We start from the raw sequence: 26,554 nt of genomic DNA, 5'->3' as shown, positions 1-26,554 counted from the left end.
AAGATATTATTGATAAATTTAAAAACAGATATTAAATATAAAAATAATGTAGAGTAGGATTTTAATAGAGTTGATATTTATTCTCTTTAATAAGCCGACACGCCTTATTTGGCTACAAAACATTTAGATAAAGCGAAAAATCCTTTCAGTAAAAAAATTATTACAAACGATTATAAAACAAACGGAGTCGATATTATAATTTCAAAACATAGCGACCTAAAAGGACATTTTAAAACAAGAATTGATTTTGATTATTATTATCATGTAAAAGACAATATTTTTGATATTGATAATTGGAAAAAATTTCAAATTAACTGGAAAACTAAAGAAACAAAGGAAATTGAATTAAAATGATTTTAATTATTTAAGTTGATTTACTTTATCAATTCCTTCTTTGAAAAGCGAAAATTTATTTTGCCAATTTGTAGTTATTGAAGGTGACATAATCATATTTTCAAAATTCTGTTCGTTCATATAATCAAAAAAATTAAATCTTATATTTGTTATAGGACTATTTGCAAAATTTTGAAATTCTCCGTCATCGTTGAATTTATATTTTACTTCTATATTATAATATTCTACGCTTCCCATTAAATAAGGACTATAAATAACTTTTTGTATATTGTATAATTGAGTTTCGCTTCCGTCTTCAAAATTAAATATTATAGGAGTTTGATTATTGACATAAATTTTATGCGGGCTTCTATATCTAAATTCTAAAGTCAGACTTCTCCCGAATTTTTTATAAAACCTAAATTTTCCGTTTCGCATATATTTATAAGTTTCTTTCCAAGAAGTGAAAATATTTATTTTTGAGGTTAATTTATCTCTTTCGGCATTATAATTTTTCCCGCTCATAATATCCGATAAAATAGAGTTTGTATTTTGAGAATATAAATTAAAAGATATAATAAAAAATATTATAAAAATGGCTTTTTGAATTTTTTTCATTTTTATCTCCATAAATAATAAAATACTATTTAAAATACGGCATATTAAGTCTTAAAATTTATACTAAAATATTATTTTTTAACTATTGATAAAAATTCGCGTTTTTTATTTCTACCGAGAAAAAGAGCAAGAAAAGTTGCTTCTTTTTGAGAAAAAATAAGGCTATGCTAAAAGCCCAACCATAGAGACGCCTATTGTAAAAGTAAAGCCCGCTTTCAGCAAAACATTAACAGTTTAAATTTAAAGTTTTATGGTTTATATGGAATATTTTTATTTTACAAAAAACCGACATTGCAAGACACTGAAAATGCAGCGATAAAGTTGGGCAAAAGTCAAGTAATTCATTTATTAATAAAACTAAATTTTTAAAGTTAACTTTTTTAATTCTGGATTGCCACGCCTCCACTTCGTTCGGCTCGCAATGATAGAGTTTATTTAATGTATCAACGAAATAATAAACCTAAAACTTTAATCGTCAAATATAAATATTTTTTAATTTATCTATTTCATTTTTTATTTATTATTATATTATTAATATAAGATTTATAAATTTAGCAAATATTACCGATATTATAATAGAGTTATATTTTTATATTTTAGGAGAGAATATGCCAATCGTAACAATAGAACATGAAGAATATCCTTCGGTTATAGTTATAGAATATAATAGTTTATATAAAAACGAACTTGTTAATTTTATTCATAATATTAAAATAAAAGACAATAAAGAAGAAGTTTATACCGAACCATATTTTTTCAAAATAATGCAAACTAATAATAAAAATATAGGTTTGCTTACTATAGACGGAAGAATTGAAGGATATTATTATATAAATAAAGAAAATATGCTTAAATATATTTATATAAGTTATCCTTATAGAAGAAGCGGTTTCGGAAAATTATTAATCGCTCATGCAATAAAAATAAATCCCGAAATTAGTTTTGAACAGGTTGCTACAAATCAAGGATATAATAGATTAATAAACTCTCCTATATTTGAGGACGCGCTTAAAGGAAATAATTCGGAAGATGTGAGTATAGAATTTGACGATTCAGGCGGAAGTAAAGAAGGCGAGTTAACTCTTTTTTAATTTATATTTTATTATAAAACATTTAAAATTAACTTTCCGAATAACAAGCGGTTTTAATCCTTTGTGCGTTTATCTATATCTTGCGCTTTTATTTTCAATAGCTCACAATGGACTTCCCAAATGGACACACACTCTGTGGGCTGTAAGTAAAGCTAAATCCCATTGTTATTATAATACATAACCTCAAATTTAATTCTTCGGTTATTACTCCATAACGGAAAACTTAACTTTTCCGTTAGAAATATTGTAATTGCAAGCATTTAATAAAATACGAAGCAATTGTTTTTCCCGTCATCGTAAGTGAGACTAAAGTCCGCCGTTGTCGAACGAAACAACCCACTTTTAATAAATATTTATCTAAATTAACTATTGCATTATTTTTATTTATATTATACTATATTCTATAAATAATCGGCGATAGCGGTAAATGGATATTCTTTGCAGGTGTATCTGTTGACTAAGAAAGGCAATCATTAAAAATAATATTGCTGGAACGAAAAAACCCTATGCGGGTAGCGACGAGTAAACTGTGTTTTATACATTAGTATATAAGTATTAAGCTATCCCAAAAAATAACGCATAGGGAGTTTTTAAATGAACGGCAATATAATAGTTTCCTTACAAAATATTAATGTTTCTTACGGCGAAAATTCTATTTTAGAAAATCTTAATTTGGAAATAAAAGACAAAGAATTTTTAACTTTGCTCGGACCTTCGGGCTGTGGCAAAACAACAATTTTAAGAACGATAGCGGGATTTATAAAACCAGATTCTGGAAAAGTTTTTTTTGACGGAAAAGTTATAAACGATATGCCCGCTTATAAAAGAGAAGTGAATACGGTTTTTCAAAGATACGCTTTATTTCCGCATTTAAATGTTTTTGAAAATATAGCTTTCGGACTCAATCTAAAAAAAGTAAATAAATCGGAAATTAAAGAAAGAGTTTATCAAATGCTTAAAATGGTTAATTTGGAAAATTACGGAGCAAGAAATATAAATAATCTTTCAGGCGGACAACAGCAGAGAGTCGCAATTGCAAGAGCTTTGATAAATAAGCCGAGAGTTCTTTTGCTTGACGAACCTTTGGGAGCTTTGGATTTAAAATTAAGAAAAGAAATGCAAATTGAACTTAAAAAAATTCAGCAGTCTTTGGAAATAACTTTTGTTTATGTAACGCATGACCAAGAAGAAGCGCTTACAATGAGCGATACTGTCGCGGTTATGAAAGACGGCGATATTCTTCAAATAGGAACTCCTCAAGATATTTACAACGAACCTAAAAACGCTTTTATAGCGGACTTTATCGGCGAGAGCAATATAATTGACGGAATAATGCATGCCGATTATTCTGTAGAATTTGCAGGCTATATTTTCGATTGCGTTGATAAAGGATTTGAAAGTTTAGAAAAAGTCGATGTCGTTATACGCCCAGAAGATATAATAGTGATTCCGCCAGAAGATGCTAATATATCGGGTTTGGTTGAATCGGCAATATTTAAAGGCGTGCATTATGAAATGATATTAGACGCGCATGGCTATAAATGGATAATTCATTCCACTGAAAAATGGGAAGAAGGAAGCGAAATTGGAATAGATATTGCAAAAGAAAATATACATATTATGAAAAGAGAAGCAGAGGAGGTTTTAATATAATGAAAGAAAAAATTCCCGCTATGCCTTATTTAATTTGGACTTTAATTTTTACTTTAATTCCTCTTATTTTGGTTATATATTTTGCGTTTACTAATCAAAGCGGAGAGTTTACCGTAAATAATTTTGCAAGCGTTTCGGCTTTCGCTCCCGTTATAATGCGTTCGATTATACTCGCTTTAATATCAACTTTAATATGTTTGATTTTAGCCTATCCTTTATCTTATTATATTTCAAGGCAAAGTAAAACTATTCAACATGCGCTTATAATGTTGATAATGCTTCCTATGTGGATGAATTTTCTTTTAAGAACTTACGCTTGGATGAGCATTTTAGAACAAAACGGACTTATAAATAAAGCGCTTATTTTCATGGGATTATCTCCCGTGAAACTTATAAACACTCAATGGGCTGTTTTAATAGGAATGATTTATAATTATCTTCCGTTTATGATTCTCCCTCTTTATTCTGTAATGACTAAAATACATAAAAGTTTAATAGAAGCATCGCAAGATTTGGGAGCTAATTCTTTTAATGTATTTTATAAAGTGGTTTTTCCTTTAAGTTTGCCTGGTATGGCGGCTGGAATTACAATGGTATTTGTGGCGGCGGTAAGCACTTTCGTAATTTCAAGAATGCTTGGAGGCGGTTCAAATATATTAATAGGCGATTTAATAGAGATGCAATTTTTAGGAATGTCTTATAATCCGAATTTGGGTTCGGCAATAAGTTTGGTGTTAATCGTTATATCTTTATGTGCGATTATGCTTATGCAACAGATAGACGATAACGATGAAGAAATTAAGGATATGCTATTATGATAAAAAAAGCCGTTTTCAAAAAAATTATTTTAAGATGCTATATAGCTTTTATATTTTTGTTTTTATATGTTCCTATTGCGGTTCTTATTTTCTTTTCTTTTAATAAAGCTAGAGGAAGAGGAATTTGGACGGGATTTACTTTAGAATGGTATAAAAGATTATTTTCAAACGAACTTATATTGCAGTCATTTGTTAATACTATAATAGTCGCTTTAATTTCTTCGATAATAGCCACGATACTTGGAACAATGGCGGCGATTGGAATTGGAAATTTCAATAAAAAAATGAAAAGCGCGATTATGGGAATAACTTATATATCGATAATAAATCCCGAAATTGTTACGGGAGTTTCTTTAATGCTTTTATTCGTTATAATGAAATTGAAATTCGGCTTTACTACTTTAATACTCGCTCATATAACTTTTAATACGCCTTATGTAATATTAAATGTTTTGCCTAAATTAAGACAACAAGATAACAGTTTATACGAAGCGGCTTTAGATTTAGGATGTCCTCCGTTTTTAGCTTTTTGGAAAGTCGTTATACCCGATATATTGCCTGGAATAATCGCTGGTTTTCTTATGGCTTTAACTTATTCTTTGGACGACTTTATTATAAGCTATTTTACTACGGGAATAACATCTCAAACTTTGCCGATTACAATTTTTTCTATGACAAGAAAGAGAATAAGTCCCGAAATTAACGCCATTTCTACAGTAATATTCGTTATAGTTCTTGTAAGTCTTGTTGTAATGAATTTAAAAGAGATTAAAAAAGAAAAATATTTAATTCAATTAAAAAGAAAATTAAATAAAAATTAAATAAAAATTAAATTATTAAAAAAAGGAGATTTCAAAATGAAACTACAAAAATTATTATTCTTATTTATTTCAATTCAAGCTATTTTAATTCCGCAAACTTTGGATATAAGCAAATTAGATTTTAAATATTATCAAAAGTTTAAAGGGCAGAATATGATTCTAAATGTTTATAATTGGGGAGAATATATTTCTGACGGTTCGGATGATTCTATAAATATTAATAAAGAATTTGAAGAGCTTACGGGAATAAAAGTTAATTATTCTACTTTTGCCTCAAATGAAGAGCTTTATGTAAAATTAAAATTGGGAGGAATAGCTTACGATATAATAATTCCATCCGATTATATGATAGCAAAACTTATTAAAGAAAATTTGATTCAAAAATTAAATTATAAAAATATTCCCGCTTATACGAATATTCAACCGAGATTTTATAAAGAGATTTATGACCCGAACGGCGAATATTCTGTAGCTTATACTTGGGGCGTGAATGGAATAATTTATAATAAAAAATTGGTTGATGAAGAAAAAATAGATTGGGATATTCTTTTTAATAAAAAATATGCGGGAAAAATTCTTATGTATTATAATCCGAGAGACGCTTTTGGAGTCGCTCAAGCTTATTTAAATTATTCTTTAAATACTACAAAAGAAAGCGAATTAAGAGAATGCGCAAGAATTTTAAAAGAGCAAAAACCTTTAGTGCAAGCTTATGTTATGGATGAGATTTACGATAAAATGGAATCGGAAGAAGCGGCTATTGGCGTTTATTATGCGGGAGATTCTTTGACTATGATTGATAATAACGATAATTTGAATTTCGTTATTCCTCCAAAAGGCGCTAATCTTTTTGTGGACGCTTTATGCATTCCCGAAAACGCTCAAAATATTGAAGCTGCCGAACTTTACATTAATTTTTTATGCGAAGGCGAGGTTGCATTGGCAAATATTGAATATATTAATTACGCTTCGCCGAATAACGCAGCTTTAAAGATAATGAGCGAAGAGACGAAAAATAATAAAATAATTTATACTCCAAATGAGATACTTGATAATTGCGAAGTTTATATAACTTTGCCCGAAGAGACTAATCTTTTAATGGAAGAACTTTGGAATGAAATTTTATCAAACGACATTGCATATAGAGGTTGGGTTGTTCCTTTATCTTTGGCAATCGTAGTGGCTTTATGTATCGTTATAATTGTGTTGAGAAAGAAGAAAAAGAGAGTAATTTAATAAAATAAAATTATATTTTTTATGATTATATAAATAATTTTTAAGCATTTTAGCTTTAATTAATATTTAAATTGTAATGATTTTATAGTTTATAATTAGTAAGTTTTTCAAATTAAGATGCATTATTAAATAAAATATTATCTAAAAAATCCGAATATAAAAATAATAATGAAAAATAGAAATCATTTTATAATTTTTTCAGTAGTTATTATTATCTTAATAATAGTAGGTTTTGTATCGGTAATAGTCACGGCAGATAATAATATAAAAAAAGAAAGCGAAGCTAAAAAAAACGATAATTCTATCAGAAAAAATATTAAGCCTAAAAATAATAAAATTAAAATATTGATAGACCCTGGACATAACGCAGCCACTAAAGGAAGCGTAGGTTGGCTTGGATACGAATATTATATGACTTTAAGATTGGCAAAACAATTAACGGGAATACTTGACGAAGATAATCGATTTGAATATTTTTTAAGCAGAGACGGAGATTATTATTCAAGTCAGATAAAAGAATATATGACTAATAATTATCAAAAACTTTTGGGAATATATGAAACAAAAATTAGAAGAGATATCAAATTAGAAAATTTAACGAGATATCAAACTATTGAATTATACGCTATTAGAAATTATGCTATTGATAATAATTACGATTTATTATTAAGTTTGCATTTTGATTATATGCCTTATACAAATAGAAGAGCAAAAACCGAAGGCTTTCATGTTATAGTAAGTCCTTATAACGGAGAGTTTAATGTTTCAATGCAAATAGCGAATAGGATATCTCAAAGAATGCAAGAAAATTATAAAATCTCTCCGACTATAGCTTTAGACAGATATATTCCACAATCCGTATGGAATTTTTATGACAGAGATAATTTATTAAAAGAAGGAATATCAATAAGAGGTTTAATAGTTTTGGGAGACGAGTTTGAATTTGAATATAATAAAAAAACTTTTAAAAAAGATGTTCCTTCCGTTATGGTTGAAGCGGGTTTTATTCATGATTGGAAACTTGGAGGAAATAAAGCCTTAAAAGAAATATCTCAAAAAATATACGAAGCTTTGAAAGACATATATATTAATTAATATTGATAAAATTTAATATTATAGTTAAAATCATATTATAAATTTTGAAATTAAAATTATTTATAAAAAATATGTATAAGAATAAAAAGAAAAAAAGAAATTATAAATATATAACAAAAGAAAAATCAGAGTCTTCTAAAAGATTTGATAGATTTGCAAAATTTCTTAAACATAGACTTTATTTTATGTTTATTCCGCATTCAAAAAAGAAAACGATTACTCTATCTCTGCCCGTTTACGCGATTATTATTCTTGTAATTATTATATCTGGAGCTTTGCTTGTAACTTTTTCTTTTTTAACTAAAAACACTATAATAGCGAATAAAATAGAAATATTATCGGGAAGCTATAACGATAAACTTGAAGAGATAGATTCTTTAGAAATTTTATTTAATTCTCTTGTTACGAACGATTATTATAGAGCGGATATGCTTAATTTAGTTAATAATTTGAAAGCTAACGATATTAAAAACCATAATGCCGATTTGACTAATTATGATTTTGAAGAAAAAACCGCTATTATAAACGCAAGAGCTGAAGAATTTGAAAAGTTAAAAAGTTATTTGGAAGAATTGAAAGTTAATGTAAATTCAAAAAATAGCGCTTTAGAATCCGTTCCGTCAATTTTGCCTATAGATTCTAGATATGCGGTAATATCGATACCTTATCAAAAAGATTCTTTAATATCTAAAGGCATAGGATTTGAAACTATAGCTGGAACTGTGATAAGAAGCACCGCCACTGGAACGGTTAATAACATATATTACGATAATAACAAAGGTTTTACGATTGTAATTTATCATAAATTTGGAATAATAACGACTTACAGAGGGCTTGCAACCTCTTTTGTGTCGGAAGATAAGGATTTAAAAAAAGGAGAGATTATAGGAAATGCAAAAACGGGAGTATTTGAATACGAATTAAAATTGGCTTCGGAAAATGTTAATCCTTTAATCTTTACATCTTTAAATTAAAAATTGATTGAATTTATTATGAAAAATAAAAACTTAAAAAACGGAATAAAATACGCTTCTCTTGGAATCGAATTTGCAAGTATGATATTAGGACTCGCATTTGTAGGACATTATATTGATAAAAAATTAAATAGCTCGCCTTTGTTTATTATAGTCGGAATATTTTTCGGTTTTATTTCGGGAATATACAGACTTTATAAAATTTCTAAAATTATTGGCAGAAACGATAAAAATTAAAGGACTTATTATGAAACCTATAATAATTAGTTTACTCGACACAGATTTATATAAATTCACTATGCAACAATGCGCTTTAAGACAATTTTCAAATGTTTGGGTTCGTTATGTTTTCAAAAGTAGAAATATTTTAAATTGGACTTATGAAATGCATGAAGAATTATTAAATCAAATAAAAAATTTCTGCTCGATACATTTTAATAAAGAAGAATTAGATTATTTATCTTCGTTAAGATTTATAAAAAGAGATTATATAGAATTTTTAAAATTATATAAACCTTTAGAAGAACATATAAAAGCTTTATTCAATAATAATAAACTCACAGTTGAAATTGAAGGACCTTGGTATCAAACTATATTATGGGAAATACCAATATTATCTATGATAAGCGAAATATATTATTATTATTCGGTTATAAAAAATAATAAAAAAGAAACGGTTTATAAACAGGGGGAGAAAAATTTAAAAGAAAAAATTGAAAACGAATTAATACCAATGCATGAAGAAAATAAAGGTTTTAAATTTTCGGAGTTTGGAACAAGAAGAAGATTTTCTTTTAATTGGCAAGATAAAGTTATTGACATTCTAAAAAAGAAAATTCCAAAATCATGTTTTGTCGGCACAAGCAATGTTTATTTTGCAAAAAAATACGATATACTCGCGGTTGGCACTAACGCTCATGAATATTATCAAGTCGGGCAGGCTTTGGATAAAGTGAGACTTGCAGAAAGTCAAAAATTTATGCTTCAATCTTGGGTTAATGAATACAGAGGAGATTTGGGAATAGCGTTATCCGACACTTTGGGAACGGATAAATTTTTAAGAGATTTCGATTTATATTTTGCAAAACTCTACGATGGAATAAGGCATGATTCAGGCGACCCTATAAAATGGGGTTATAAGGTTTTAAATCATTACGAAAAGTTAAGAATTAATCCTATGACAAAAACTTTATTATTCAGCGATAGTTTAGATTTTGAAAGAGCTTATAAAATATATAAAGAGTTTAAAGATAAAACAAATGTAACTTTTGGAATAGGAACTTTTATTATGAACGATTTTAAGCCGATTGCAAAACCGCTCAATATAGTAATGAAACTTCAAAGCGTTAACGGTAAGCCTGTTGCAAAATTATCGGACGACAATGGAAAAACTATTTGCGAAGATAAAGAATTTTTGCATTATTTAAAAATCGTTTCGCAGGAATAATAAAAATAAAATGACATTAAAAATAAATAAAATAATAATATGTTTTTTAATCGCGTTATTTTTATTCGAATGCAGTAAATCTAATAGGGATATAACGGAGAGAGATGAAATAGAACCAAACGATAGCCACGAATACGCTCAATTTATAGATTCAAATATTTTAATTAAAGCGAATTTAGATTTTGAAGATATTGATTATTATAAAATAAGTCCGACTAACGGATTTATAATGGATTTTTCTATAAAAGCGGAGAATTATTTTGATAATATAATTTTTGAAATATTAGACAATGAAGCTAAAAAAATTTTATTCAAAATAGAAACTAAAGATATTTTAAATTATCATGGAATTATTGAAATGAAAGATTTGATTTTAAATGAAAACGGATTTTTATTTAAATTGACTTCGGATAAATTAGAAGAAAATAAAAAAATAAAATATGATATAAGTTTTAATTTTAAAAACGAATATAATTTTAAAAATGAAATAGAAAATAACGATAATTTTAATAAAGCGAATATAATAGATTATCCTAATCAAATTATTTATGGTTATTTTATAAAAAATTATAACGGCGATATAAATAATAATATTGACGAAAATATTAAACCTTATTTAAAAAGCGAAAATATAATCGATATAGATTTTTATTTGATAGAAAACGAAACGGATATAAACTCTTCTATAAATATTATTTTAGAACACAAAAAAGATATCGATATGATTTTATTTGATAAAGATTATAATTATATTAAAGAATCTAAAAATAAATTATACACAGATTTTAAGAGCGGACAAAAATATTATATAGCTTTAATATTTTACGGCGATAAATATTTGATTGATAGATATAAATTATATTATGATTTTAATTAATTTTTTTATTAAAAGCGAATGTAAATTTTAAAATATAAAGGTTTAAGTATAAACGAAATTTAAAAACTCTAAAAAGTTATTTTTTAATGCTCCGTGTCACTTTGGGAAAAGTATACAAAATTACACTTACTTTTTTGATGTCAAAGATAGACTAGAGTCCACCTTCGGCTAAAACATTAACAGTTAAATTAAGCAATGGGAATTTTATTCTCTTTATACAGAATATAGAAATTTTACTTATATTTTTTGTTTCTATTTTTATTAATTAAGAAAAAGGAATGAGTTTTAAATTTGAGTATTTCTTATACAGAGGATTATTCTCAAATCCTCTGTATTTCCTATAATTTTGGTGTCTTTCGTTTGTTGCAGACGGAGGGCGCTTTATTTATATATTGACTTTATTATTTTATAATGTATTATAATCAATAACATAAAACAATGAGAGTGATAAAATGAATCGATATTTATTTAAGCTAATGTTATTTTATAATCAATACTCTTTTCCCGAGCATTCATAATCTATAGTATGCCGTGAGCATATTCAAACAAATTGAGAAATAGTAATTTTTATTATTATTTTCTTTATTCTTTTTATTATTAATAAAATATTTAATTTATTAATAATACAATTATTTAAATTAATTTTTAAGGATTTTATATGTCTAAAATGTTAGTTGAATTTATAAATACATGTTCGACTTGCGATGGTTATTCTTCATATTTAAATGAACTTTATAATCAATATAGGGATAAAATAGAATTAAAAATATATTATGCTGGTAAAGATTTTGATTATATACAAAAATATGGAATTATAGATAGAGGAACATTAATAATAAACGGAAAAAATAGATACGAGATTTTAAATAAAAAACTTATAGAAAAAGAAATAAAAGCGGCTATAGAAAATATAAATAATTAGGTAAAATATGGTTATGCATTTTTTATATGTATTTTGGGACTTTCTTGTTATAAGTTCAGAGTGGATAATAATCAGTTTAATTTTATCGGGAATAATACATGCCTTCATAAAGCCTCAAAAACTTCAAAAGCAAATAGGAAATAAAAAAATATCGTCTATTATAAAAACTACGATATCGGGCTGTTTATTGCCTATATGCAGTTGCGGAGTTCTTCCTCTTGCTTTAAGTATATATAGAACGGGAGCATATTTGGGACCTACTTTATCATTTCTTGTGGCGACTCCTATAATAAATCCAGCGGCTATAATAATGGCTTTCGCTATGCTTGGCAAGGAAATTGCAATTATATATGTTATATGCGGAGTATCGATTCCAATAATAATAGGAATACTAGGAAATTTATTTGGCGGAGAGGAGTTAATATCGAAAGAAGTTTTGAAATTGCAAAATATGAATATCGAAATACCAGAAAATAATTATATTGATAAAACCAAATGGTATAAAAAGTTATATTATGGCATTATTTGGGGATTTAATACGCTTGGTATAGAAATAAGCAGGTTTATATTGGTAGGAACTTTTTTAGGAACATTATTAATAATTGTAATACCTCAATCTTTTGTAATGCAATATTTAAGCAATCCAAAATTTGTGTCTATTGTAGGAATAACAGCCATAGGATGTATAATGTATGTATGCGCGTTAGGACATATTCCTTTTATAGCGGCTTTAATATCTGCTGGAGCTTCGCCTGGCATAGCAATAACATTTTTAATAACGGGAGTTGCAACGAATATATCGGAATTGATTAGCATATATAAACTTATAGGCAAGAGAAGTTTATTGATATATATTTTATCTATGCTTTTCTTTGGAATATCTATAGGATATATAACGAATATTTTATTATTTGACAATTTTACTCCAATATTTAATTTGTCAAACGCAAAAAGACAAATAGAGATAGCTAATAATATAAATATAATTTTTCCCGTATGGTTTAAAAATATATGCGCCTTTGCCGTTTTATTTATGGGTATTTATTCTTGGTTTATAGTTGTAAAGAATAAATTAAAAAGTATTAGAGGAAATATATAAATGAGAAATCTATTATTTATAATATTAGGCATATTTATTGTGTGTTGCAAATATAATAATAAAAACAATAAAGAGAATTTGGATGGCATAAAAAATATAGAATTATATAAAGAATATTTGAATAAGTATAACGATAAAGAAATATTAACTTTTTTAGAAGGAGATTTTAGCGGAGATAATATATCCGATTTAATTATTATATACAGAGAATCGAATAATTCAAATAAATTAATAGGAATATATACGGATGAAAAAGGAAAAATACTTATAACAAATCCTATACCTGCGCCTATAGAAAACTATATTATTAAATTCTACAATATAGACGAAATTGAACCTTGCGAGTTTTTGGTTTCAGGACAGAAAGGAGCTAATATAGGTTTTGCGGTATATAGACTTGAAAACGGAGAGTTTATTAGTTTATTTGAAAGCGGAATGGAAAGATGTTGCTAATAATTTGCATATTTATAAATAAGTATGTAATTATAATAAAAAATAATTTTTATAAAAAGGAGATTTAAAATGAGACTTTTAAAAAGAAAATTTTGGGAAGTCCAAAGAGTTTTCGCTGTTTTAACGATTGCATTATTTAGTATTTTTGCAATCGTATCATGCGCAAAAGAAGAAGGCGGTAGCGAAAATGCTATTCCGCAAGATGTTCAAAGTTTGGTTTCGGGATATAATCTTGAGCCTTTAAGTAAAGAAGATAGCGATTATGTTATCAATTTAGGTTATTATGACTGCGACCATATGACGGCGGCTTGCGTGGGAGAAGATACGGGTATATTTAAAGCTTTGGGCTTAAAAGTATCCGTTACGGGAAACGGTAATGTTCCCGAAGCTATGAGCGCGGGAAAAATGGATGTGGCTTACGCTTCTTTTAATACCACTTTAAATGCGGTAAAAAATAAAGTTCCGCTCTTTATAGCGGCTGAAAATCATACTGGAGGAGCGGAATATTTTGTAGTCGCTAAAAATATAAATAAGCCTGAAGATTTATTAAGTAAAAGAATTTCTATGGGAGCTAATGCCGAAACGGAAAATTTAAATTGGGCTGAATGGAGCGCAGATTTGAATATTCCGAGAGATACAAAATATTATGAAAATTTTTCAATGAGCGATTCCGATTCTTATTTTGCTTTTAAGTTGGGAAAGTTGGACGGTTATGGAGCTTGCGACCCTTGGGGTTCTATGGCAGAATATGAAGATACGGGAAAAATATTAGTAAGACAAAATACCGATAGAGAAATAGACGGACATGGCACTTGTTGTAAAATATGTATGAATTATAATTTTGCAAAAGCTCATCCTAAATTAGCCGAAAGAATATTACTCGCCCATGCTATATCTGTAGAATATATGTATTTGCATCCTTATAAAGCCGCTGAAATATTTGCAAAAAACTATAATGTTCCTTTAGAAGTAGGGCTTATGACTTTATGGAAAAAATTGAACGAAGAAGGCAGAACTATTACATGGAAATTAAATAGAGAATATGTTTATAATCAAATGAAAACAATGAGACGATTAGGAGTGAGAAACGATATTAATCAGTTAAATATAGACGATTACATTGATTTATCATATTTTAACAACTCTGGCGCTAAAGACTTCGATAAATTTATAGAAGAAGAAGTTAACCCAATATTTCCTTTAGGTATGAGTTATGAGGAATGGAGAGCTAAAGCCGTTGAGGTAGATAATATAATTGAAAAAACTGGAGTTTAAATAATTTATTAAACTTATAAAAAACGAAAAAATTAAATATTAAAAAAATTAGGAGATTAAATTAAATGAGATACTTAAAAAATATTATTATATTTACAATGTTTACCGTTATTTTAATAATTATCGGTTGCAATAAAAACGCTAATTCCGATAATTCGGCTTCTTATATTATGACTAATAAAATAATTATAGCTTGCGGAACGGACGCTTCGGGTATGCTGATGTCGTATATTTTGAAAAATAAAAATACAAATATAGAATTGTCTAATTTCGATTATACGGAGCTTATGGATTGTTGCGGCGCTCAAGCCGAATTTGCATTTATGTCTGGTAAAGTCGATATGGCGATTCTATGTCCAGATGCATCCGCAAAATTTTTGGGAGTGGACACTAATTATTTTATAGTAGATTCTATAGTTAGAGGCTCAAATATATTGGTTTATTTTGACGAAAGTTATGAAAATATAGAACCTGAAAATATAGGATATATGAATAAAAGGCTATTGCAAGAATCTATTTTAAAATCCGTATATCCTAATGCGTCTTACTATCCAATGCTTTCTACCGCTTTGCCTTATGCGTTGGAGAAAAAAGAAGTTGACGCCATATTTACCGATATAATTTTAGCTTTAAAAATTAAAAACGCTAAATTTAAAATGATAAATACGGATAAAGTAGATTATTATTTAGTAGCTTCAAAAAAATTAAAAGGCTCAGATACGCTTAATAATTTTATTAAAGCTTATAATAACGCCGTTGACGATATTCAAAACGATAATATTTTATCGGATATGATAGGCAGTTATTTAGGAATTTCTGATGCTAAAGGAGAAACTGATTTATGGAAGAAAATGAAAGTTCGATTCAACAAAATAAAAACAAAACTATAAATTTGGGAAATGCGGGAGGCAGCCCTTTAATGAAATTATACAGTTTTTCCGTATTGATTCTCATTATGATTGTATGGTTTTTTCTCGCTAAAAAAATAGATAATAATCTTTTGCTTCCAGATTTTATATTAATGTGCAAAGAATTTTTTCGCTCTTGGATTGACCCTGCGACAGTTAGTAATTTATTAATAACTTTGAATAGAGTTTTTAAAGGATTTATTATAAGTTGTATTATAGGGCTTCCTTTAGGGCTTATAATGGGATATTCAAAGCGAATGCTACTTGCAATATCGCCCGTTATAAATTCTATTAGGCAAATACCAATAATGGCTTGGGTGCCTTTGTCTATAGTATGGTTTGGATTAGGAGACGGTCCGACAATATTCTTAATAACAATGAGCGCTATATTTCCGCTTATAATAAATACTATAGACGGAGTTAGAGGCATAGATGTTAATTATATTAATTCGGCAAGAAGTATGGGAGCTAATAATATGAATATAATGATAGATATTATACTTCCTGGGGCATTGCCTTCTTTTTTGACGGGATGCAGACTCGCTTTAGGATTAGGTTGGATGAGCGTTATATGCGCCGAATTTATAGCTACAAGCAAAGGATTTGGATTTATATTAATCGAAGCTCAGCAGAGACTTGAAACGCCAAGATTATACGCTCTTATGATAATATCGGCTATTATAGGATTTGCTATGGATAGAATGCTTCTGTTTATAGAAAAAATACTTACTTCATGGAGATTTAAATAGGAAATTGATATATGGCTATTCTTAAAGTTGATAATGTAAGCAAATCTTTTAAATCTAAAAAATCTCAAAATGCGGAAGTATTAAAGAATATTAGTTTTGAAATAGAAAAAGGCGAATTCGTGACTTTGCTCGGTCCTTCGGGATGCGGTAAAACGACATTGCTTACTATGATAGGAGGTTTTCAGCAAGCCACTTCGGGTAATATTTATCTTGAAAATAAAATAATAAGAGAACCTTCTTCGGAAAGGGGCTATGTTTTTCAGAATTATGCTTTATTTCCTTGGATGACTGTGGCTAAAAATATACTCTATTCTTTAAAATTTAAAAAAATGACTAAAGAAGAAAAGAAAAATAGATTAAAAGAATTATTAAATATGTCTCACCTTAACGGGCATGAGGATAAATATCCAATATCTTTATCGGGAGGAATGCAACAAAGAGTCGCAGTAGTTAGGGCTTTAGCGTCTAATCCTAAAATATTATTACTTGACGAACCGCTTGGAGCTATAGATTTGCAATTAAGAGAGCATATGCAAAATGAATTATTATCTTTAGTAAAAAGCGGAGATAATACGGTTTTAATGGTGACGCATGATGTTTCAGAAGCCGTATATTTAAGCGATAGAGTTATAGTTATGAGTTCAAATAAAGGCTCTATAATAGAGGATATAAAGATAAATATGAATCATCCGAGAGATAGGGAAAGCAAAGAATATTTAGAATATATTATTGAACTTACAAATAATTTAAAAAAAGCTTTTTCAAAAAAAGTTATGGATTAAATATCGTTTGTTCTTTTAATATAGATAATTTAATTTTAAACAAAGGAGAATAAAAAATGAAAGTAGCTTATGTATTTACGAGCAAGAATTCGCATTTAATTTTGGATAAGATGATTATTCCTCAATTATTAAGCGATAAGCATGGAGCGGATGTGGTTGTGGAATGATGTTTTTTGCCGATAACACATTCTTACTTACAAAGGGAAGTAATGTAGGCGATAGATTGCAAGAAGTATTAAAAAAGAAAAAAATACTTCTGATGGCATGCAATATATGCGCTATAGAAAGAGGAATTCATGAGAAGCTTATAGACGGAGCTTGTATAGGATGTTTTCCCGATTTATACAAGGCTTTAGAGGGAAGCGGAGTAGAACAAGTTATAACTTTATAAGGAGTATATTATGTCTGATTTTGGAATATCCGATAAATATCAAAATATATCTAAAGAAATGCAAGAAGCGAGATTAAGGCTTATTGATTTTGTAATTGAGGCGGGGCTTCCCATTAATAAAAATGAAGCCATAAAAATTTGCGGAAATGAATCTCTATATAAAGAGTTATTAGAAAAAGAGATTATAACTGCTAACGGAGACGATATTGCATTCTTGTATCCCGTATCCGCTTTGAAAACTAATCATATATTAAAATTAAGCGATGGAAGAAAATTTTATTCTATGTGCGCTATAGACGCTTTAGGAGCTTATAGTTTGTTTCATAAGGATGTCGAAATTAATTCTATATGTAGTAATACAGGAAATAAGATATATATTAAAATCAAAGATAGAAAAATATTTGAGCATTACCCAAACGATATTCATGTTATTCATGTAGATTTAAATAAGAATAAGAATTGGGCAAGCACTTGTTGAAATATTATGAATTTCTTTGGTTCAAAGAATGATATGGAAGAATGGATTAAAAATCAAAATATTAATAACGATACGATTTTTCTTTTAGATTTGAATACGGCTTTTGAAGTTGCAACCGCTATATTTAAATTGTGAAACTTATAAAATAATAAAATAAAAGGAGCTTTATTATAATATAAAGCTCTTTTCAAAAATATTATTTTTTATTTCAAAAAATTTTATTTCCAAGTAGGCAAATAAGAACCTTTGAAATTATTGGCGTAAACTTCTTCGACAATATCCGATTGATAAGCCTCGATTACTTTTTTATATAGCTCGTTGTCTTTGTCTTTAGTTCTTGCCGCTATCAAATTAACGAAAGAATTTCCGCTATAAATTGCATGGTCGTATTTAAATATATAATCGGAATTTGGATTTAATCCGAAGTCTAAAGAAACATGAGCGTTTATAACTATATAGTCTTAATATGAATTAAAAAACATATAAATATATAAAATTTAATATATTGTAAAATTTTTAATTTATGATATTTTAAATAAAAAAGTTTTTAATTTTTTAATTTTGGAGTTTAGAAAATGGAAATATCCGTTAAAGAAATTGAAAATAATACGGTTATAATTAAACTTTTCGGAGATATAGATATTTATACTTCTTCCGACTTAAAAGACGCTATGATTTCTCAAGTAGATTTTGGAGCAAAAAGAATAATAATGGATATGGAAGATGTTCATTATATAGACAGCAGCGGAATTGGAGTTTTTATAGCGGTATTGGGAACTTTTAAGAAAGTTAATGGAAAAATAGGAATGATAAAAATAACCGAACCCGTTAAAAAAGTTTTGGAGCTTACAAGATTGACAAGTTTTTTGCCCGTTTATAATACCGAAGCCGAAGCGATTGAAAAATTATAATAATCGCTTTTATAACGGTTGATTTTTTATTTAATCATTGTAAAATTAAAAAATTAATTATTATTATAAATTGAATTATGAATAAATTGACTTTAAATAAATTAGTTTTAAAAAGAGTTCTTATAATCTTTATAATTATTTTTGCAATATTTGATTGCAATATAGTTTTTGCTTCCGAAAATATTAACGATTACATTATGGAAGAAATTGCCGACAATACGGAACATCCTTATGGCACAATTCCAATAAAATTAGGAAATTATTTAAATTTTAATTTTCATATAACGAAACATATTATACTTATGACTTTAGCCGCAATATTATGCATAGTAAGTATGAAATATTTAGCTTATAAATTGAAAAGACCTTTTAATAGACCTTCTTTTCTACAAAATATATTTGAAATTATAATAGATTATATGAATAGAGATGTAATATCGCCGACTTTGGGAGAAGACGGAAAGAGATATACGCCTTTCTGTTTAACGGTATTTTTATTCGTTTTATTTGCAAATTTGCTTGGGATAATTCCGCCATTATTAAAATTCAAAACCGAAGACGGACATTACGCTTATTTGGCGGGAGCTGTCGGAGCAAATATAAGTTTTACGGGCGCTATAGCTATTTTAGTTTTTATATGTTATATATTCGCGGGCATAAGAAAAAAAGGAATAATAAAATATTGGGCGAGTTTAGTGCCTGAAGGTTTGCCTTTTATTTTAGTTCCTATGATATGGTTTTTAGAGTTTATAACTTTATTTAACAGAGCTTTTGCATTGGCAATTCGTTTGCTTGCAAATATGATGGGCGGACATATAATGCTTATAGTGATACCGTATTTGATTATAATGTCGGGAACTATATTGGTTTCGCCATTTGCCATATTATTTTTGGCTTTTATATATGTTCTTGAAATGTTTGTATCGGTTTTACAGGCTTATATATTCTCTTTATTATCGGCGATTTATATTGGAATTGCCATTAATGATGAGCATTAATATAAATATTAAAAATTAAATTAAGGAGTAAAAAATGGATTTAGCAATATTGGGAGCTACGATAGGCGCTGGACTTGCCGCAATAGGAGCGGGAATAGGAATAGGCATTATAGGTTCTGGAGCGGTTGATGGAGTCGCTAGACAGCCTGAAATGTCTGGTAAAATTCAATCGACTATGCTTATAGCGGCTGCGCTTGTGGAAGGAGTATGTCTTTTCGCTTTGGTTGTTTGCATTCTTGCCCTAATGAGACAATAATTAAAAAAAATTAAATAATCGGGAGAATGCAATATGGCGCTTTTTAAAATAGACCCAGGCGTTATTATATGGACTTGGATTACATTTATTTTAGTCCTTATAATACTAGGAAAATCTACTTGGAAAACAATTATAAGAGGTTTAAACTCTCGCGCCGATAAAATTCAAGATGATTTGAAAGAAGCGGAAAGAACTAAAGAAAAAGCTAAAAAATCTTTGGCGACTTATAGAGAGCAAATAGACAACGCTAAAGTCGAGGCAAGTTCTATTATAGAAAATGCAAGAATCGAAGCGAATAGAGTTAGAGAAAAAATTATTAGCAATGCAAGAGAAGAGGCGGAAGCTAATAAAAATAAAATTATGCTTGAAGTTGAAAGAGCTAAAGAAGAAATAGCAAATAGCGTAAAAAAACAATCGGTTGATATTGCGGTAGTTATGGCGGAGACTATACTTAAAAGAAATGTAACAAAAGAAGATAATCAAGCTTTGATTGACGAATTTATTAATACGATTAAAAATGAAGAAAAAGAAAATAAAGCTAAATAATTATAAAAAATTTTATTTAGGTTGGGTAAAATGAAAGATATTGATAAAATAAAGCTATTAAAACCAACGGCTAAATCTATATTTGAGATAGCCAAACAATTAAATATGGTTGATAAAATATATAATGAACTTTATAAATGTTCTGAATTATTTAAAGACGAAGATATAAAAAAATATTTTATCGATAAAAGCATTCCAAAAAAATGTAAAATTGAAATAATCGAAAATAAACTTAAGCCGATTTTTTCAAGAGAAGCTTATGTTTTTATATCTATATTGATGGAACATGAAGTTATCGACATTTTACCCGACATATTAGTTTTTTATAAAGAAATACGCGATAACGAATATAATAATATTATAAGAGTAAGAATAATCGCTGCTGATAATATAGACAATGAAACTATAGAAGATATAATTAAAACCGTAAAATGCTTTTCAAATAAAGAAATTGTTTATAGCACAGAAGTGGATAAAGATATTTTAGGCGGAATAATAATTTATATCGATTCTAAAGTTTACGATTATAGCGTAAAAAATCAAGTGTATATGATGCGAGATAAAATTATTAATTTTGGCGGAAATAAAATATTTAAAATATTTTAAAGGGTTTTGTATGGATTCTATTGCAGGTAGTATTTTAGGCGTTCTTAAAAAAGAGATACTCAAAGAAATCACTGAAGAAAAAGCCCGTAAATTTACGCTTATAATAAAAAGAGAAGCGAGCGGAAGAAGTTATGCAAAAGCTATGTTTAACGCCGCTAAAGAATTAGGAAAGATAGAAATTATAAAAAACGATTTTAATACCGTTTATTCTTCTTTGCTTGCCGATAAGGATGTTCTTTCGTTTTTTACATCGACTTTTATAGACGGAAATGTAAAGATTGATATATTAAAAAAAGTTTATCATAATAATATAGCCGAAGAAACTTTTAATTTATTATCGATACTTATAGAGAGAGATTCGCTTAATATATTATTTGCCATAATAGTAGAATACGAAAATTTATGCAATATACATTATAATATATTGTCGGCTAAAATTATATCTTCTTCGGAAATAGAAAATATTGAAGATTTAAAATCGTTTATAAGAAGTATGTTTGATAAAGAAGTTCATTTTACGATAGAAATAGACGAATCCATATTGGGCGGAATTATAGTTCAAATAGAGGATACGATATACGATTATAGCATGAAGCGATTATTATACGATGTTAAAAATTCGCTTTTTGCTGAAAATAATTAAATTATTTTGAGGTGTATTTTATGGATATAAACGCTAATGAAATTGCTACTGTCTTAAAAGAAAAGATTAAAAATTATAAAGCGGATTTTTCTCCAAACGAGGTTGGAGTCGTAGTCGAGGTTGGAGACGGAATAGCGAGAGTTATGGGGCTTCCTCATATAATGGCTAATGAAATGATAACATTCGAGTGCGGTTCTACAGGAATCGCTTTTAACTTGGAAGAGGAAACTATAGGCGCTATAGTTCTTGGAGATTATACGGAAATAAAAGAAGGAAGTAAAGTAAGTCGTCTTAAAAGAATTTTGGAAGTTCCCGTTGGCGAAGAGCTTTTAGGAAGAGTCGTTAATCCTTTGGGAATTCCTATAGATGGACGAGGCGAGATTAAAACCGATAAAAGAAGAATAATAGAATTTCCAGCTCCTGGAATAGCCGATAGACAAGCGGTAAAAGAGCCTCTTCAAACGGGAATTAAAGCGGTAGATTCTATGACGCCTATTGGCAGAGGACAGAGACAGCTTATAATTGGAGATAGAAGCACGGGAAAAACTTCTATAGCTTTGGATACGATAATAAATCAAAAAGGAAAAAATGTTATATGCGTATATGTCGCTATAGGACAAAAGGCTTCCACAGTCGCTGGAGTCGTTAATACTTTAAGACAATATGGCGCTTTAGAATATACTATAATAGTGACGGCAACGGCTTCGGACTCTGCGCCTTTGCAATATATAGCTCCTTATTCGGGATGCGCGATGGCTGAATATTTTATGTATGAAGAAAAAAAAGACACTTTGGTAGTTTATGATGATTTATCAAAACAGGCAAACGCTTATAGACAAATTTCTCTTTTATTAAGGCGTCCTCCTGGAAGAGAAGCTTTTCCTGGCGATGTATTTTATTTGCATTCAAGATTGCTTGAAAGGGCGGCTAAATTAAGCGATGATTTGGGCGGAGGTTCTTTGACGGCGCTTCCTATAATTGAAACGCAAGATAATGAAGTTTCCGCATATATTCCTACAAATGTTATATCTATTACGGATGGGCAGATATATTTGCTTCCAAGTTTATTTATGAGCGGAGTTCGTCCCGCAATCGATGTTGGAATTTCGGTTTCAAGAGTGGGAGGAAACGCTCAAACTAAAGCTATGAAAAAAGTTTCGGGAACTTTAAGGCTTGATTTGGCTTCTTATAGGTCTTTGGAAGCTTTCTCTCAATTAGGAATAGGATTAGACAAAGCCACTTTATCGCAACTTGATAGAGGCGCTAAAATGGTTGAATTATTAAAACAAAAACAATATAGCCCAATGCCCGTAGAAGAGCAGATAGTAATATTATTTGCAGCCACGAAAGGCTTTTTAGATAATGTTGAAATTGAAAGAGTTCATGAATTTGAATGGCGATTACTTCAATATATGAGAGCGGATAAACAATATATATTAGACGATATAAGAGAGAAAAAAGATATAGAAAATATTGAGGAGCTTAATAAGGCTTTGGAAGAGTTTAAATCCAAATTCTAAATATTAATTTAATTTTAAAATGAGTAAGATTTGTTTTTTGATTGCGGCGCATAAAAATTATAATCAAACTATGAGATTAATAAATTATTTGAAAAAAGATTTTGATTTATTCGTTCATATAGATAAAAAAAGCGCATTGAAAATTGACAGTTTTGAAAATGTCAAAGTTTATAAAAAATTTAAAGTTTATCATGGCGGATTTAGTCAAATCGTTACGACTTTATTTTTAATGGAAGAAGCTATAAAAAATAATTATGATAGATATATTTTTATAAGCGCTCAAGATATTCCTCTAAAAAATAATTTTGAGATAAAAGATTTTTTTGAAAATAACGATAGAGAATATTTAAGTTACGAAAATATTAGAAATAACGAAGGGCTTTATAAAGAAATGTCTTTTCGACTCAACGCTTATAATTTTGGATTTTGGTATAGAAAATTATTAAGCAGAAAAATTAGAGAGATTGTTTCTAAAATTCCTTTTATAAAGAGACAAACTCCAGAAAATATTTATTACGGTTCGAGTTGGTGGAATTTGACGAAAAATGCCATTTCTTATATTTTAAAATTTGTCGGTGAAAATCAAAATTATTTAGAAAGATTTAAATATACTTGGGGAAGCGATGAATTCTTTTTTCAATCGATTCTTCTACAAAGCTACTTAAAAGATAAATGCGAAAATAATTGTTTAAGATATCTTATTTGGCAAGGCGGCGCTCCTATAGTTTTTAAATTGAACGACTATGATAATTTCATACGGGGAGGGTAAATCTATTTGCTCGAAAGTTTGACGAAAAGATTGACAACGATATAATAGATAAATTATATAAAAAGATAGAAAATTAATTATAGGAAAATTTATGGCTGAAAAATTAAATGTATTAAAGGCAAGAATAAAAGCTATAACGGGAACGCATAAAATAACTAAAACTATGGATATGATTTCCCGCTCAAGAACGGCAAAAATTCTCTCTATCGAACAGGGAATGCGTCCTTATACTCAAAAATTAAACAGAATAATAGAAGAGCTTTCGCATACCGATTTAGATAATTTACATCCTTTGCTTAAAAAGAAAAAAAATATAAAAAATATAACATTGTTTGTAATAACCTCAACGAGAGGTTTATGCGGTTCTTATAATACAAAAATTTTAGACGAAGCTATGGAGAGAATAAGACATCATCATAGACATGGCAGAGAAGTTGAATTGCATGTTTTGGGTAAAAAAGGCGAGGCTTATTTTGAAAAACAAAAAATTCCAATCGCTAGAAAATATCCGCGTATAGATGAAGAATCCACTTTTGACGATTGCGCCGCAGTAGTTCAAAGATTTATGCATGATTACGCTACGGATAAATCTTCAAGAGTCGAAGTTATATATATGCGTTATTATACGAGAGTCGTTCATATGCCTAAAATAAAGAGTTTGATTCCAATGATTCCAGATGAAGAGGATATAGAAGGACATAAAAGTAAAAAGAATCTTGAATATTTAATAGAACCAGATAGAGATTCCGTCTTAAAAGAAATTGTGCCTTTGGCTATAAAGACTTATTTTTATTTTATGATAATAACTTCTTTTTTATCCGAAAATGCCGAGCGTTCGATTGCTATGAGAAACGCCACAGATAACGCCGAAAGACTTTTAAGCGAACTTAAAAATAAAGCTAATAGAGCGAGACAGGAAAATATTACAAACGAGCTTTTGGATATTATAGGCGGTTCTGAAGCTATTGATTAAATAAACGATTGAAAAAAAATTAATTCTATTATAAATTTATAATATATAGAAAATAAATAAAAAATAATTAATCGGAGATAAAAATGATAGTAGAACCTAAAATTTTAAATAATATATGCATTAGCGCTCATCCTTTGGGTTGTAAAAAAGAAGTTGAAAATCAAATTAATTATGTGAAATCTCAAGCAAAAATAAAATCTAATGTAAAAAACGCTTTGATACTTGGAGCATCGGGCGGATATGGACTTGCAAGCAGAATAGCGATAGCTTATGGACTTGGCGCAAAAACTATTGGAGTTTCTTTTGAAAAACCAGCGACAGAGAGAAGAACGGCTACGCCAGGTTGGTATAATAACGAGGCTTTTAGCGAGTTTGCAAAAAAAGACGGAATTGAAGAGAAAACTTTAATATTGGACGCTTTTTTAAACGCTTCAAAAGAAGAAGTTATAAAAGAAGCGAAATCTTTTTTTGACGGAAAAATAGATTTGTTTATTTATAGTTTAGCCGCTCCCGTGAGAATGGACGAAAAAACGGGAATACTTTATCGTTCTACTCTTAAACCAATCGGAAAAACTTATAACGGAATGGGAATAGATTTTATGACTGAAGAATTATTAAATGTTTCGATTGAGCCAGCAAACGAAGAAGATATAAAAAATACTATAAAAGTTATGGGAGGAGAAGATTGGCAATTATGGACTGATGCTTTGATTGACGCCGATATGCTTTCAAAAAACGCTATAAATATTGCATATTCTTATATAGGTCCAGAAATGACTAAAGCGGTTTATAGAGACGGAACAATCGGAAAGGCGAAAGACGATTTGGAAAAAACGGCTCATGATTTGGATAAAAAAATGCAAGAGAAAATAAAAGGGAATGCTTATGTTTCGGTTAATAAAGCCGTTGTGACGAGAGCCTCCGCCGTAATTCCGACAGTTCCTTTATATATTGGAATATTATTTAGAATAATGAAAAAAAGAGGACTTCATGAAGGATGCATAGAGCAAATGTATAGATTATTAAGCGAAAAATTATTTTCAGGTAAAAATGTTCCGCTTGACAATGAAAATAGAATAAGACTTGACGATTGGGAATTGAGAGACGATGTTCAAAAAGAAGTTTTAGAAGATTGGAATAAATTAAATAAAGATAATGTTAAAGAATTGGCGGATATGTCTTTATTTAGATGCGATTATATGAATATGCATGGTTTTGAAATAGATGGAATAGATTATAGCGAGGATGTTCAAATATAATTTTAAATTATTTGTTTTAATTTTTCATATGTTATAAATTTCGGGTAAGAAGT

30 protein-coding genes and 2 pseudogenes are annotated in these 26,554 nt (G+C 28.5%); 30 read left to right on the top strand and 2 right to left on the bottom strand.

From position 1 onward, the window contains the following. The first annotated feature begins 108 nt into the window (after positions 1-108). Positions 109-354 carry a hypothetical protein gene (locus tag EPJ79_RS05385; protein ID WP_147738716.1) on the top strand — a complete coding sequence of 82 codons (246 nt, stop codon included), beginning with the start codon at positions 109-111 and terminating at the stop codon, positions 352-354. 6 nt (positions 355-360) lie between these two features. On the opposite strand, the gene EPJ79_RS05380 is transcribed toward EPJ79_RS05385, so the two are convergent. Further along, entirely contained in the window at positions 361-951 is a 591-nt protein-coding gene (locus EPJ79_RS05380) for a hypothetical protein (protein WP_147738715.1), read from the bottom strand. A 608-nt stretch (positions 952-1,559) separates the two neighbouring features. On the opposite strand from EPJ79_RS05380, the gene EPJ79_RS05375 reads away from it, so the two are divergent. The 19 genes from EPJ79_RS05375 to saoL all read left to right on the top strand — a co-directional run bounded on the left by EPJ79_RS05375 (position 1,560) and on the right by saoL (position 18,155). Then, entirely contained in the window at positions 1,560-2,042 is a 483-nt protein-coding gene (locus EPJ79_RS05375) for a GNAT family N-acetyltransferase (RefSeq protein WP_021959794.1), read from the top strand. A gap of 594 nt (positions 2,043-2,636) precedes the next feature. Beyond that, on the top strand, positions 2,637-3,695 hold the full coding sequence (locus EPJ79_RS05370; RefSeq protein WP_021958412.1) for an ABC transporter ATP-binding protein: 1,059 nt from the start codon (positions 2,637-2,639) through the stop codon (positions 3,693-3,695). After that, positions 3,695-4,513, top strand: coding sequence for an ABC transporter permease (locus EPJ79_RS05365; RefSeq protein WP_147738714.1), 819 nt, complete (start codon positions 3,695-3,697; stop codon positions 4,511-4,513). The genes EPJ79_RS05370 and EPJ79_RS05365 overlap by 1 nt, the downstream gene beginning before the upstream one ends. After that, positions 4,510-5,334, top strand: coding sequence for an ABC transporter permease (locus EPJ79_RS05360; RefSeq protein ID WP_147738713.1), 825 nt, complete (start codon positions 4,510-4,512; stop codon positions 5,332-5,334). The genes EPJ79_RS05365 and EPJ79_RS05360 overlap by 4 nt, the downstream gene beginning before the upstream one ends. Positions 5,335-5,370: 36 nt before the next feature. Beyond that, on the top strand, positions 5,371-6,570 hold the full coding sequence (locus EPJ79_RS05355; protein ID WP_147738712.1) for an ABC transporter substrate-binding protein: 1,200 nt from the start codon (positions 5,371-5,373) through the stop codon (positions 6,568-6,570). Between the two features lie 168 nt (positions 6,571-6,738). Then, on the top strand, positions 6,739-7,665 hold the full coding sequence (locus tag EPJ79_RS05350) for an N-acetylmuramoyl-L-alanine amidase family protein (RefSeq protein WP_147738711.1): 927 nt from the start codon (positions 6,739-6,741) through the stop codon (positions 7,663-7,665). A gap of 71 nt (positions 7,666-7,736) precedes the next feature. Then, positions 7,737-8,639 carry a M23 family metallopeptidase gene (locus EPJ79_RS05345; RefSeq protein ID WP_147738710.1) on the top strand — a complete coding sequence of 301 codons (903 nt, stop codon included), beginning with the start codon at positions 7,737-7,739 and terminating at the stop codon, positions 8,637-8,639. Between the two features lie 18 nt (positions 8,640-8,657). After that, positions 8,658-8,876 carry an AtpZ/AtpI family protein gene (locus tag EPJ79_RS05340; protein WP_147738709.1) on the top strand — a complete coding sequence of 73 codons (219 nt, stop codon included), beginning with the start codon at positions 8,658-8,660 and terminating at the stop codon, positions 8,874-8,876. Between the two features lie 10 nt (positions 8,877-8,886). Further along, entirely contained in the window at positions 8,887-10,086 is a 1,200-nt protein-coding gene (pncB, locus tag EPJ79_RS05335) for a nicotinate phosphoribosyltransferase (protein WP_021959544.1), read from the top strand. A gap of 10 nt (positions 10,087-10,096) precedes the next feature. Beyond that, on the top strand, positions 10,097-10,963 hold the full coding sequence (locus EPJ79_RS05330; RefSeq protein ID WP_147738708.1) for a hypothetical protein: 867 nt from the start codon (positions 10,097-10,099) through the stop codon (positions 10,961-10,963). Between the two features lie 658 nt (positions 10,964-11,621). Beyond that, positions 11,622-11,885, top strand: coding sequence for a thioredoxin-like (seleno)protein SaoT (gene saoT, locus EPJ79_RS05325; protein WP_147738707.1), 264 nt, complete (start codon positions 11,622-11,624; stop codon positions 11,883-11,885). Positions 11,886-11,892: 7 nt separating this feature from the next. Further along, positions 11,893-12,984: an efflux transporter SaoE gene (gene saoE, locus EPJ79_RS05320; RefSeq protein WP_147738706.1), complete on the top strand. Its 1,092-nt coding sequence runs from the start codon at positions 11,893-11,895 to the stop codon at positions 12,982-12,984. Next, entirely contained in the window at positions 12,985-13,437 is a 453-nt protein-coding gene (saoC, locus tag EPJ79_RS05315) for a Cys-Cys-COOH (seleno)protein SaoC (RefSeq protein ID WP_147738705.1), read from the top strand. Positions 13,438-13,506: 69 nt separating this feature from the next. Beyond that, on the top strand, positions 13,507-14,712 hold the full coding sequence (gene saoX / locus EPJ79_RS05310; protein WP_147738704.1) for an ABC transporter substrate-binding subunit SaoX: 1,206 nt from the start codon (positions 13,507-13,509) through the stop codon (positions 14,710-14,712). Positions 14,713-14,777: 65 nt separating this feature from the next. Then, complete coding sequence (gene saoB / locus EPJ79_RS05305) at positions 14,778-15,602, top strand: ABC transporter substrate-binding (seleno)protein SaoB (RefSeq protein WP_147738703.1); 825 nt, start codon at positions 14,778-14,780, stop codon at positions 15,600-15,602. Next, entirely contained in the window at positions 15,554-16,369 is an 816-nt protein-coding gene (saoP, locus tag EPJ79_RS05300) for an ABC transporter permease subunit SaoP (RefSeq protein ID WP_147738702.1), read from the top strand. The genes saoB and saoP overlap by 49 nt, the downstream gene beginning before the upstream one ends. Before the next feature lie 11 nt (positions 16,370-16,380). Further along, positions 16,381-17,151, top strand: a complete 771-nt coding sequence (gene saoA, locus EPJ79_RS05295) for an ABC transporter ATP-binding protein SaoA (RefSeq protein WP_147738701.1) — start codon at positions 16,381-16,383, stop codon at positions 17,149-17,151. A 163-nt stretch (positions 17,152-17,314) separates the two neighbouring features. Then, positions 17,315-17,542 (top strand): DsrE-related protein, encoded by a 228-nt coding sequence (locus tag EPJ79_RS05290; RefSeq protein WP_244289073.1) that lies wholly within the window; start codon positions 17,315-17,317, stop codon positions 17,540-17,542. A gap of 10 nt (positions 17,543-17,552) precedes the next feature. Then, the gene (gene saoL, locus EPJ79_RS05285; RefSeq protein WP_244289072.1) at positions 17,553-18,155 is read left to right on the top strand and encodes a MerB-like organometallic lyase SaoL; all 603 of its coding nucleotides are present in this window, start codon (positions 17,553-17,555) and stop codon (positions 18,153-18,155) included. An 83-nt stretch (positions 18,156-18,238) separates the two neighbouring features. On the opposite strand, the pseudogene EPJ79_RS05275 reads toward saoL, so the two are convergent. Then, positions 18,239-18,472, bottom strand: a pseudogene (locus tag EPJ79_RS05275) (MetQ/NlpA family ABC transporter substrate-binding protein); the annotation flags it as partial. Positions 18,473-18,595: 123 nt separating this feature from the next. On the opposite strand from EPJ79_RS05275, the gene EPJ79_RS05270 reads away from it, so the two are divergent. The 10 genes and pseudogenes from EPJ79_RS05270 (at position 18,596) to fabV (ending at position 26,501) form a co-directional block, all read left to right on the top strand. Beyond that, a complete protein-coding gene (locus EPJ79_RS05270) occupies positions 18,596-18,931 on the top strand; it encodes an STAS domain-containing protein (protein ID WP_021958381.1) in 336 nt (111 codons plus the stop codon). Positions 18,932-19,008: 77 nt separating this feature from the next. After that, a complete protein-coding gene (gene atpB / locus EPJ79_RS05265; protein ID WP_147738697.1) occupies positions 19,009-19,929 on the top strand; it encodes a F0F1 ATP synthase subunit A in 921 nt (306 codons plus the stop codon). A gap of 34 nt (positions 19,930-19,963) precedes the next feature. Further along, on the top strand, positions 19,964-20,185 hold the full coding sequence (atpE, locus tag EPJ79_RS05260) for an ATP synthase F0 subunit C (protein WP_021958383.1): 222 nt from the start codon (positions 19,964-19,966) through the stop codon (positions 20,183-20,185). 33 nt (positions 20,186-20,218) lie between these two features. Beyond that, a complete protein-coding gene (atpF, locus tag EPJ79_RS05255) occupies positions 20,219-20,731 on the top strand; it encodes a F0F1 ATP synthase subunit B (protein ID WP_147525875.1) in 513 nt (170 codons plus the stop codon). 30 nt (positions 20,732-20,761) lie between these two features. Next, on the top strand, positions 20,762-21,337 hold the full coding sequence (atpH, locus tag EPJ79_RS05250; RefSeq protein WP_147738696.1) for an ATP synthase F1 subunit delta: 576 nt from the start codon (positions 20,762-20,764) through the stop codon (positions 21,335-21,337). 10 nt (positions 21,338-21,347) lie between these two features. Beyond that, a complete protein-coding gene (atpH, locus tag EPJ79_RS05245) occupies positions 21,348-21,980 on the top strand; it encodes an ATP synthase F1 subunit delta (protein WP_021958386.1) in 633 nt (210 codons plus the stop codon). A gap of 20 nt (positions 21,981-22,000) precedes the next feature. Then, positions 22,001-23,500, top strand: coding sequence for a F0F1 ATP synthase subunit alpha (gene atpA / locus EPJ79_RS05240; protein WP_147529360.1), 1,500 nt, complete (start codon positions 22,001-22,003; stop codon positions 23,498-23,500). A gap of 19 nt (positions 23,501-23,519) precedes the next feature. Further along, positions 23,520-24,346, top strand: a pseudogene (locus tag EPJ79_RS05235) (beta-1,6-N-acetylglucosaminyltransferase). Positions 24,347-24,360: 14 nt separating this feature from the next. Further along, positions 24,361-25,242 carry an ATP synthase F1 subunit gamma gene (gene atpG / locus EPJ79_RS05230; RefSeq protein ID WP_147738695.1) on the top strand — a complete coding sequence of 294 codons (882 nt, stop codon included), beginning with the start codon at positions 24,361-24,363 and terminating at the stop codon, positions 25,240-25,242. Between the two features lie 83 nt (positions 25,243-25,325). Next, positions 25,326-26,501, top strand: a complete 1,176-nt coding sequence (fabV, locus tag EPJ79_RS05225; RefSeq protein ID WP_147738694.1) for an enoyl-ACP reductase FabV — start codon at positions 25,326-25,328, stop codon at positions 26,499-26,501. Positions 26,502-26,554 lie beyond the last annotated feature (53 nt).

This window comes from Brachyspira aalborgi, assembly GCF_008016455.1.
Lineage (GTDB): Bacteria > Spirochaetota > Brachyspiria > Brachyspirales > Brachyspiraceae > Brachyspira > Brachyspira aalborgi.
Note: the sequence above shows the minus strand (reverse complement) of the source record. Positions and strands in the feature narration are given on the sequence as shown.

Excerpts from the sequence above, each read along its gene's own strand:
- EPJ79_RS05380 (WP_147738715.1), bottom strand. The coding sequence starts at position 951 with ATGAAAAAAATTCAAAAAGCCATTTTTATAATATTTTTTATTATATCT.
- EPJ79_RS05375 (WP_021959794.1), top strand. The coding sequence starts at position 1,560 with ATGCCAATCGTAACAATAGAACATGAAGAATATCCTTCGGTTATAGTT.
- EPJ79_RS05370 (WP_021958412.1), top strand. The coding sequence starts at position 2,637 with ATGAACGGCAATATAATAGTTTCCTTACAAAATATTAATGTTTCTTAC.
- EPJ79_RS05365 (WP_147738714.1), top strand. The coding sequence starts at position 3,695 with ATGAAAGAAAAAATTCCCGCTATGCCTTATTTAATTTGGACTTTAATT.
- EPJ79_RS05360 (WP_147738713.1), top strand. The coding sequence starts at position 4,510 with ATGATAAAAAAAGCCGTTTTCAAAAAAATTATTTTAAGATGCTATATA.
- EPJ79_RS05355 (WP_147738712.1), top strand. The coding sequence starts at position 5,371 with ATGAAACTACAAAAATTATTATTCTTATTTATTTCAATTCAAGCTATT.
- EPJ79_RS05350 (WP_147738711.1), top strand. The coding sequence starts at position 6,739 with ATGAAAAATAGAAATCATTTTATAATTTTTTCAGTAGTTATTATTATC.
- EPJ79_RS05345 (WP_147738710.1), top strand. The coding sequence starts at position 7,737 with ATGTATAAGAATAAAAAGAAAAAAAGAAATTATAAATATATAACAAAA.
- EPJ79_RS05340 (WP_147738709.1), top strand. The coding sequence starts at position 8,658 with ATGAAAAATAAAAACTTAAAAAACGGAATAAAATACGCTTCTCTTGGA.
- pncB (WP_021959544.1), top strand. The coding sequence starts at position 8,887 with ATGAAACCTATAATAATTAGTTTACTCGACACAGATTTATATAAATTC.
- EPJ79_RS05330 (WP_147738708.1), top strand. The coding sequence starts at position 10,097 with ATGACATTAAAAATAAATAAAATAATAATATGTTTTTTAATCGCGTTA.
- saoT (WP_147738707.1), top strand. The coding sequence starts at position 11,622 with ATGTCTAAAATGTTAGTTGAATTTATAAATACATGTTCGACTTGCGAT.
- saoE (WP_147738706.1), top strand. The coding sequence starts at position 11,893 with ATGGTTATGCATTTTTTATATGTATTTTGGGACTTTCTTGTTATAAGT.
- saoC (WP_147738705.1), top strand. The coding sequence starts at position 12,985 with ATGAGAAATCTATTATTTATAATATTAGGCATATTTATTGTGTGTTGC.
- saoX (WP_147738704.1), top strand. The coding sequence starts at position 13,507 with ATGAGACTTTTAAAAAGAAAATTTTGGGAAGTCCAAAGAGTTTTCGCT.
- saoB (WP_147738703.1), top strand. The coding sequence starts at position 14,778 with ATGAGATACTTAAAAAATATTATTATATTTACAATGTTTACCGTTATT.
- saoP (WP_147738702.1), top strand. The coding sequence starts at position 15,554 with ATGGAAGAAAATGAAAGTTCGATTCAACAAAATAAAAACAAAACTATA.
- saoA (WP_147738701.1), top strand. The coding sequence starts at position 16,381 with ATGGCTATTCTTAAAGTTGATAATGTAAGCAAATCTTTTAAATCTAAA.
- EPJ79_RS05290 (WP_244289073.1), top strand. The coding sequence starts at position 17,315 with ATGATGTTTTTTGCCGATAACACATTCTTACTTACAAAGGGAAGTAAT.
- EPJ79_RS05270 (WP_021958381.1), top strand. The coding sequence starts at position 18,596 with ATGGAAATATCCGTTAAAGAAATTGAAAATAATACGGTTATAATTAAA.
- atpB (WP_147738697.1), top strand. The coding sequence starts at position 19,009 with ATGAATAAATTGACTTTAAATAAATTAGTTTTAAAAAGAGTTCTTATA.
- atpE (WP_021958383.1), top strand. The coding sequence starts at position 19,964 with ATGGATTTAGCAATATTGGGAGCTACGATAGGCGCTGGACTTGCCGCA.
- atpF (WP_147525875.1), top strand. The coding sequence starts at position 20,219 with ATGGCGCTTTTTAAAATAGACCCAGGCGTTATTATATGGACTTGGATT.
- atpH (WP_147738696.1), top strand. The coding sequence starts at position 20,762 with ATGAAAGATATTGATAAAATAAAGCTATTAAAACCAACGGCTAAATCT.
- atpH (WP_021958386.1), top strand. The coding sequence starts at position 21,348 with ATGGATTCTATTGCAGGTAGTATTTTAGGCGTTCTTAAAAAAGAGATA.
- atpA (WP_147529360.1), top strand. The coding sequence starts at position 22,001 with ATGGATATAAACGCTAATGAAATTGCTACTGTCTTAAAAGAAAAGATT.
- atpG (WP_147738695.1), top strand. The coding sequence starts at position 24,361 with ATGGCTGAAAAATTAAATGTATTAAAGGCAAGAATAAAAGCTATAACG.
- fabV (WP_147738694.1), top strand. The coding sequence starts at position 25,326 with ATGATAGTAGAACCTAAAATTTTAAATAATATATGCATTAGCGCTCAT.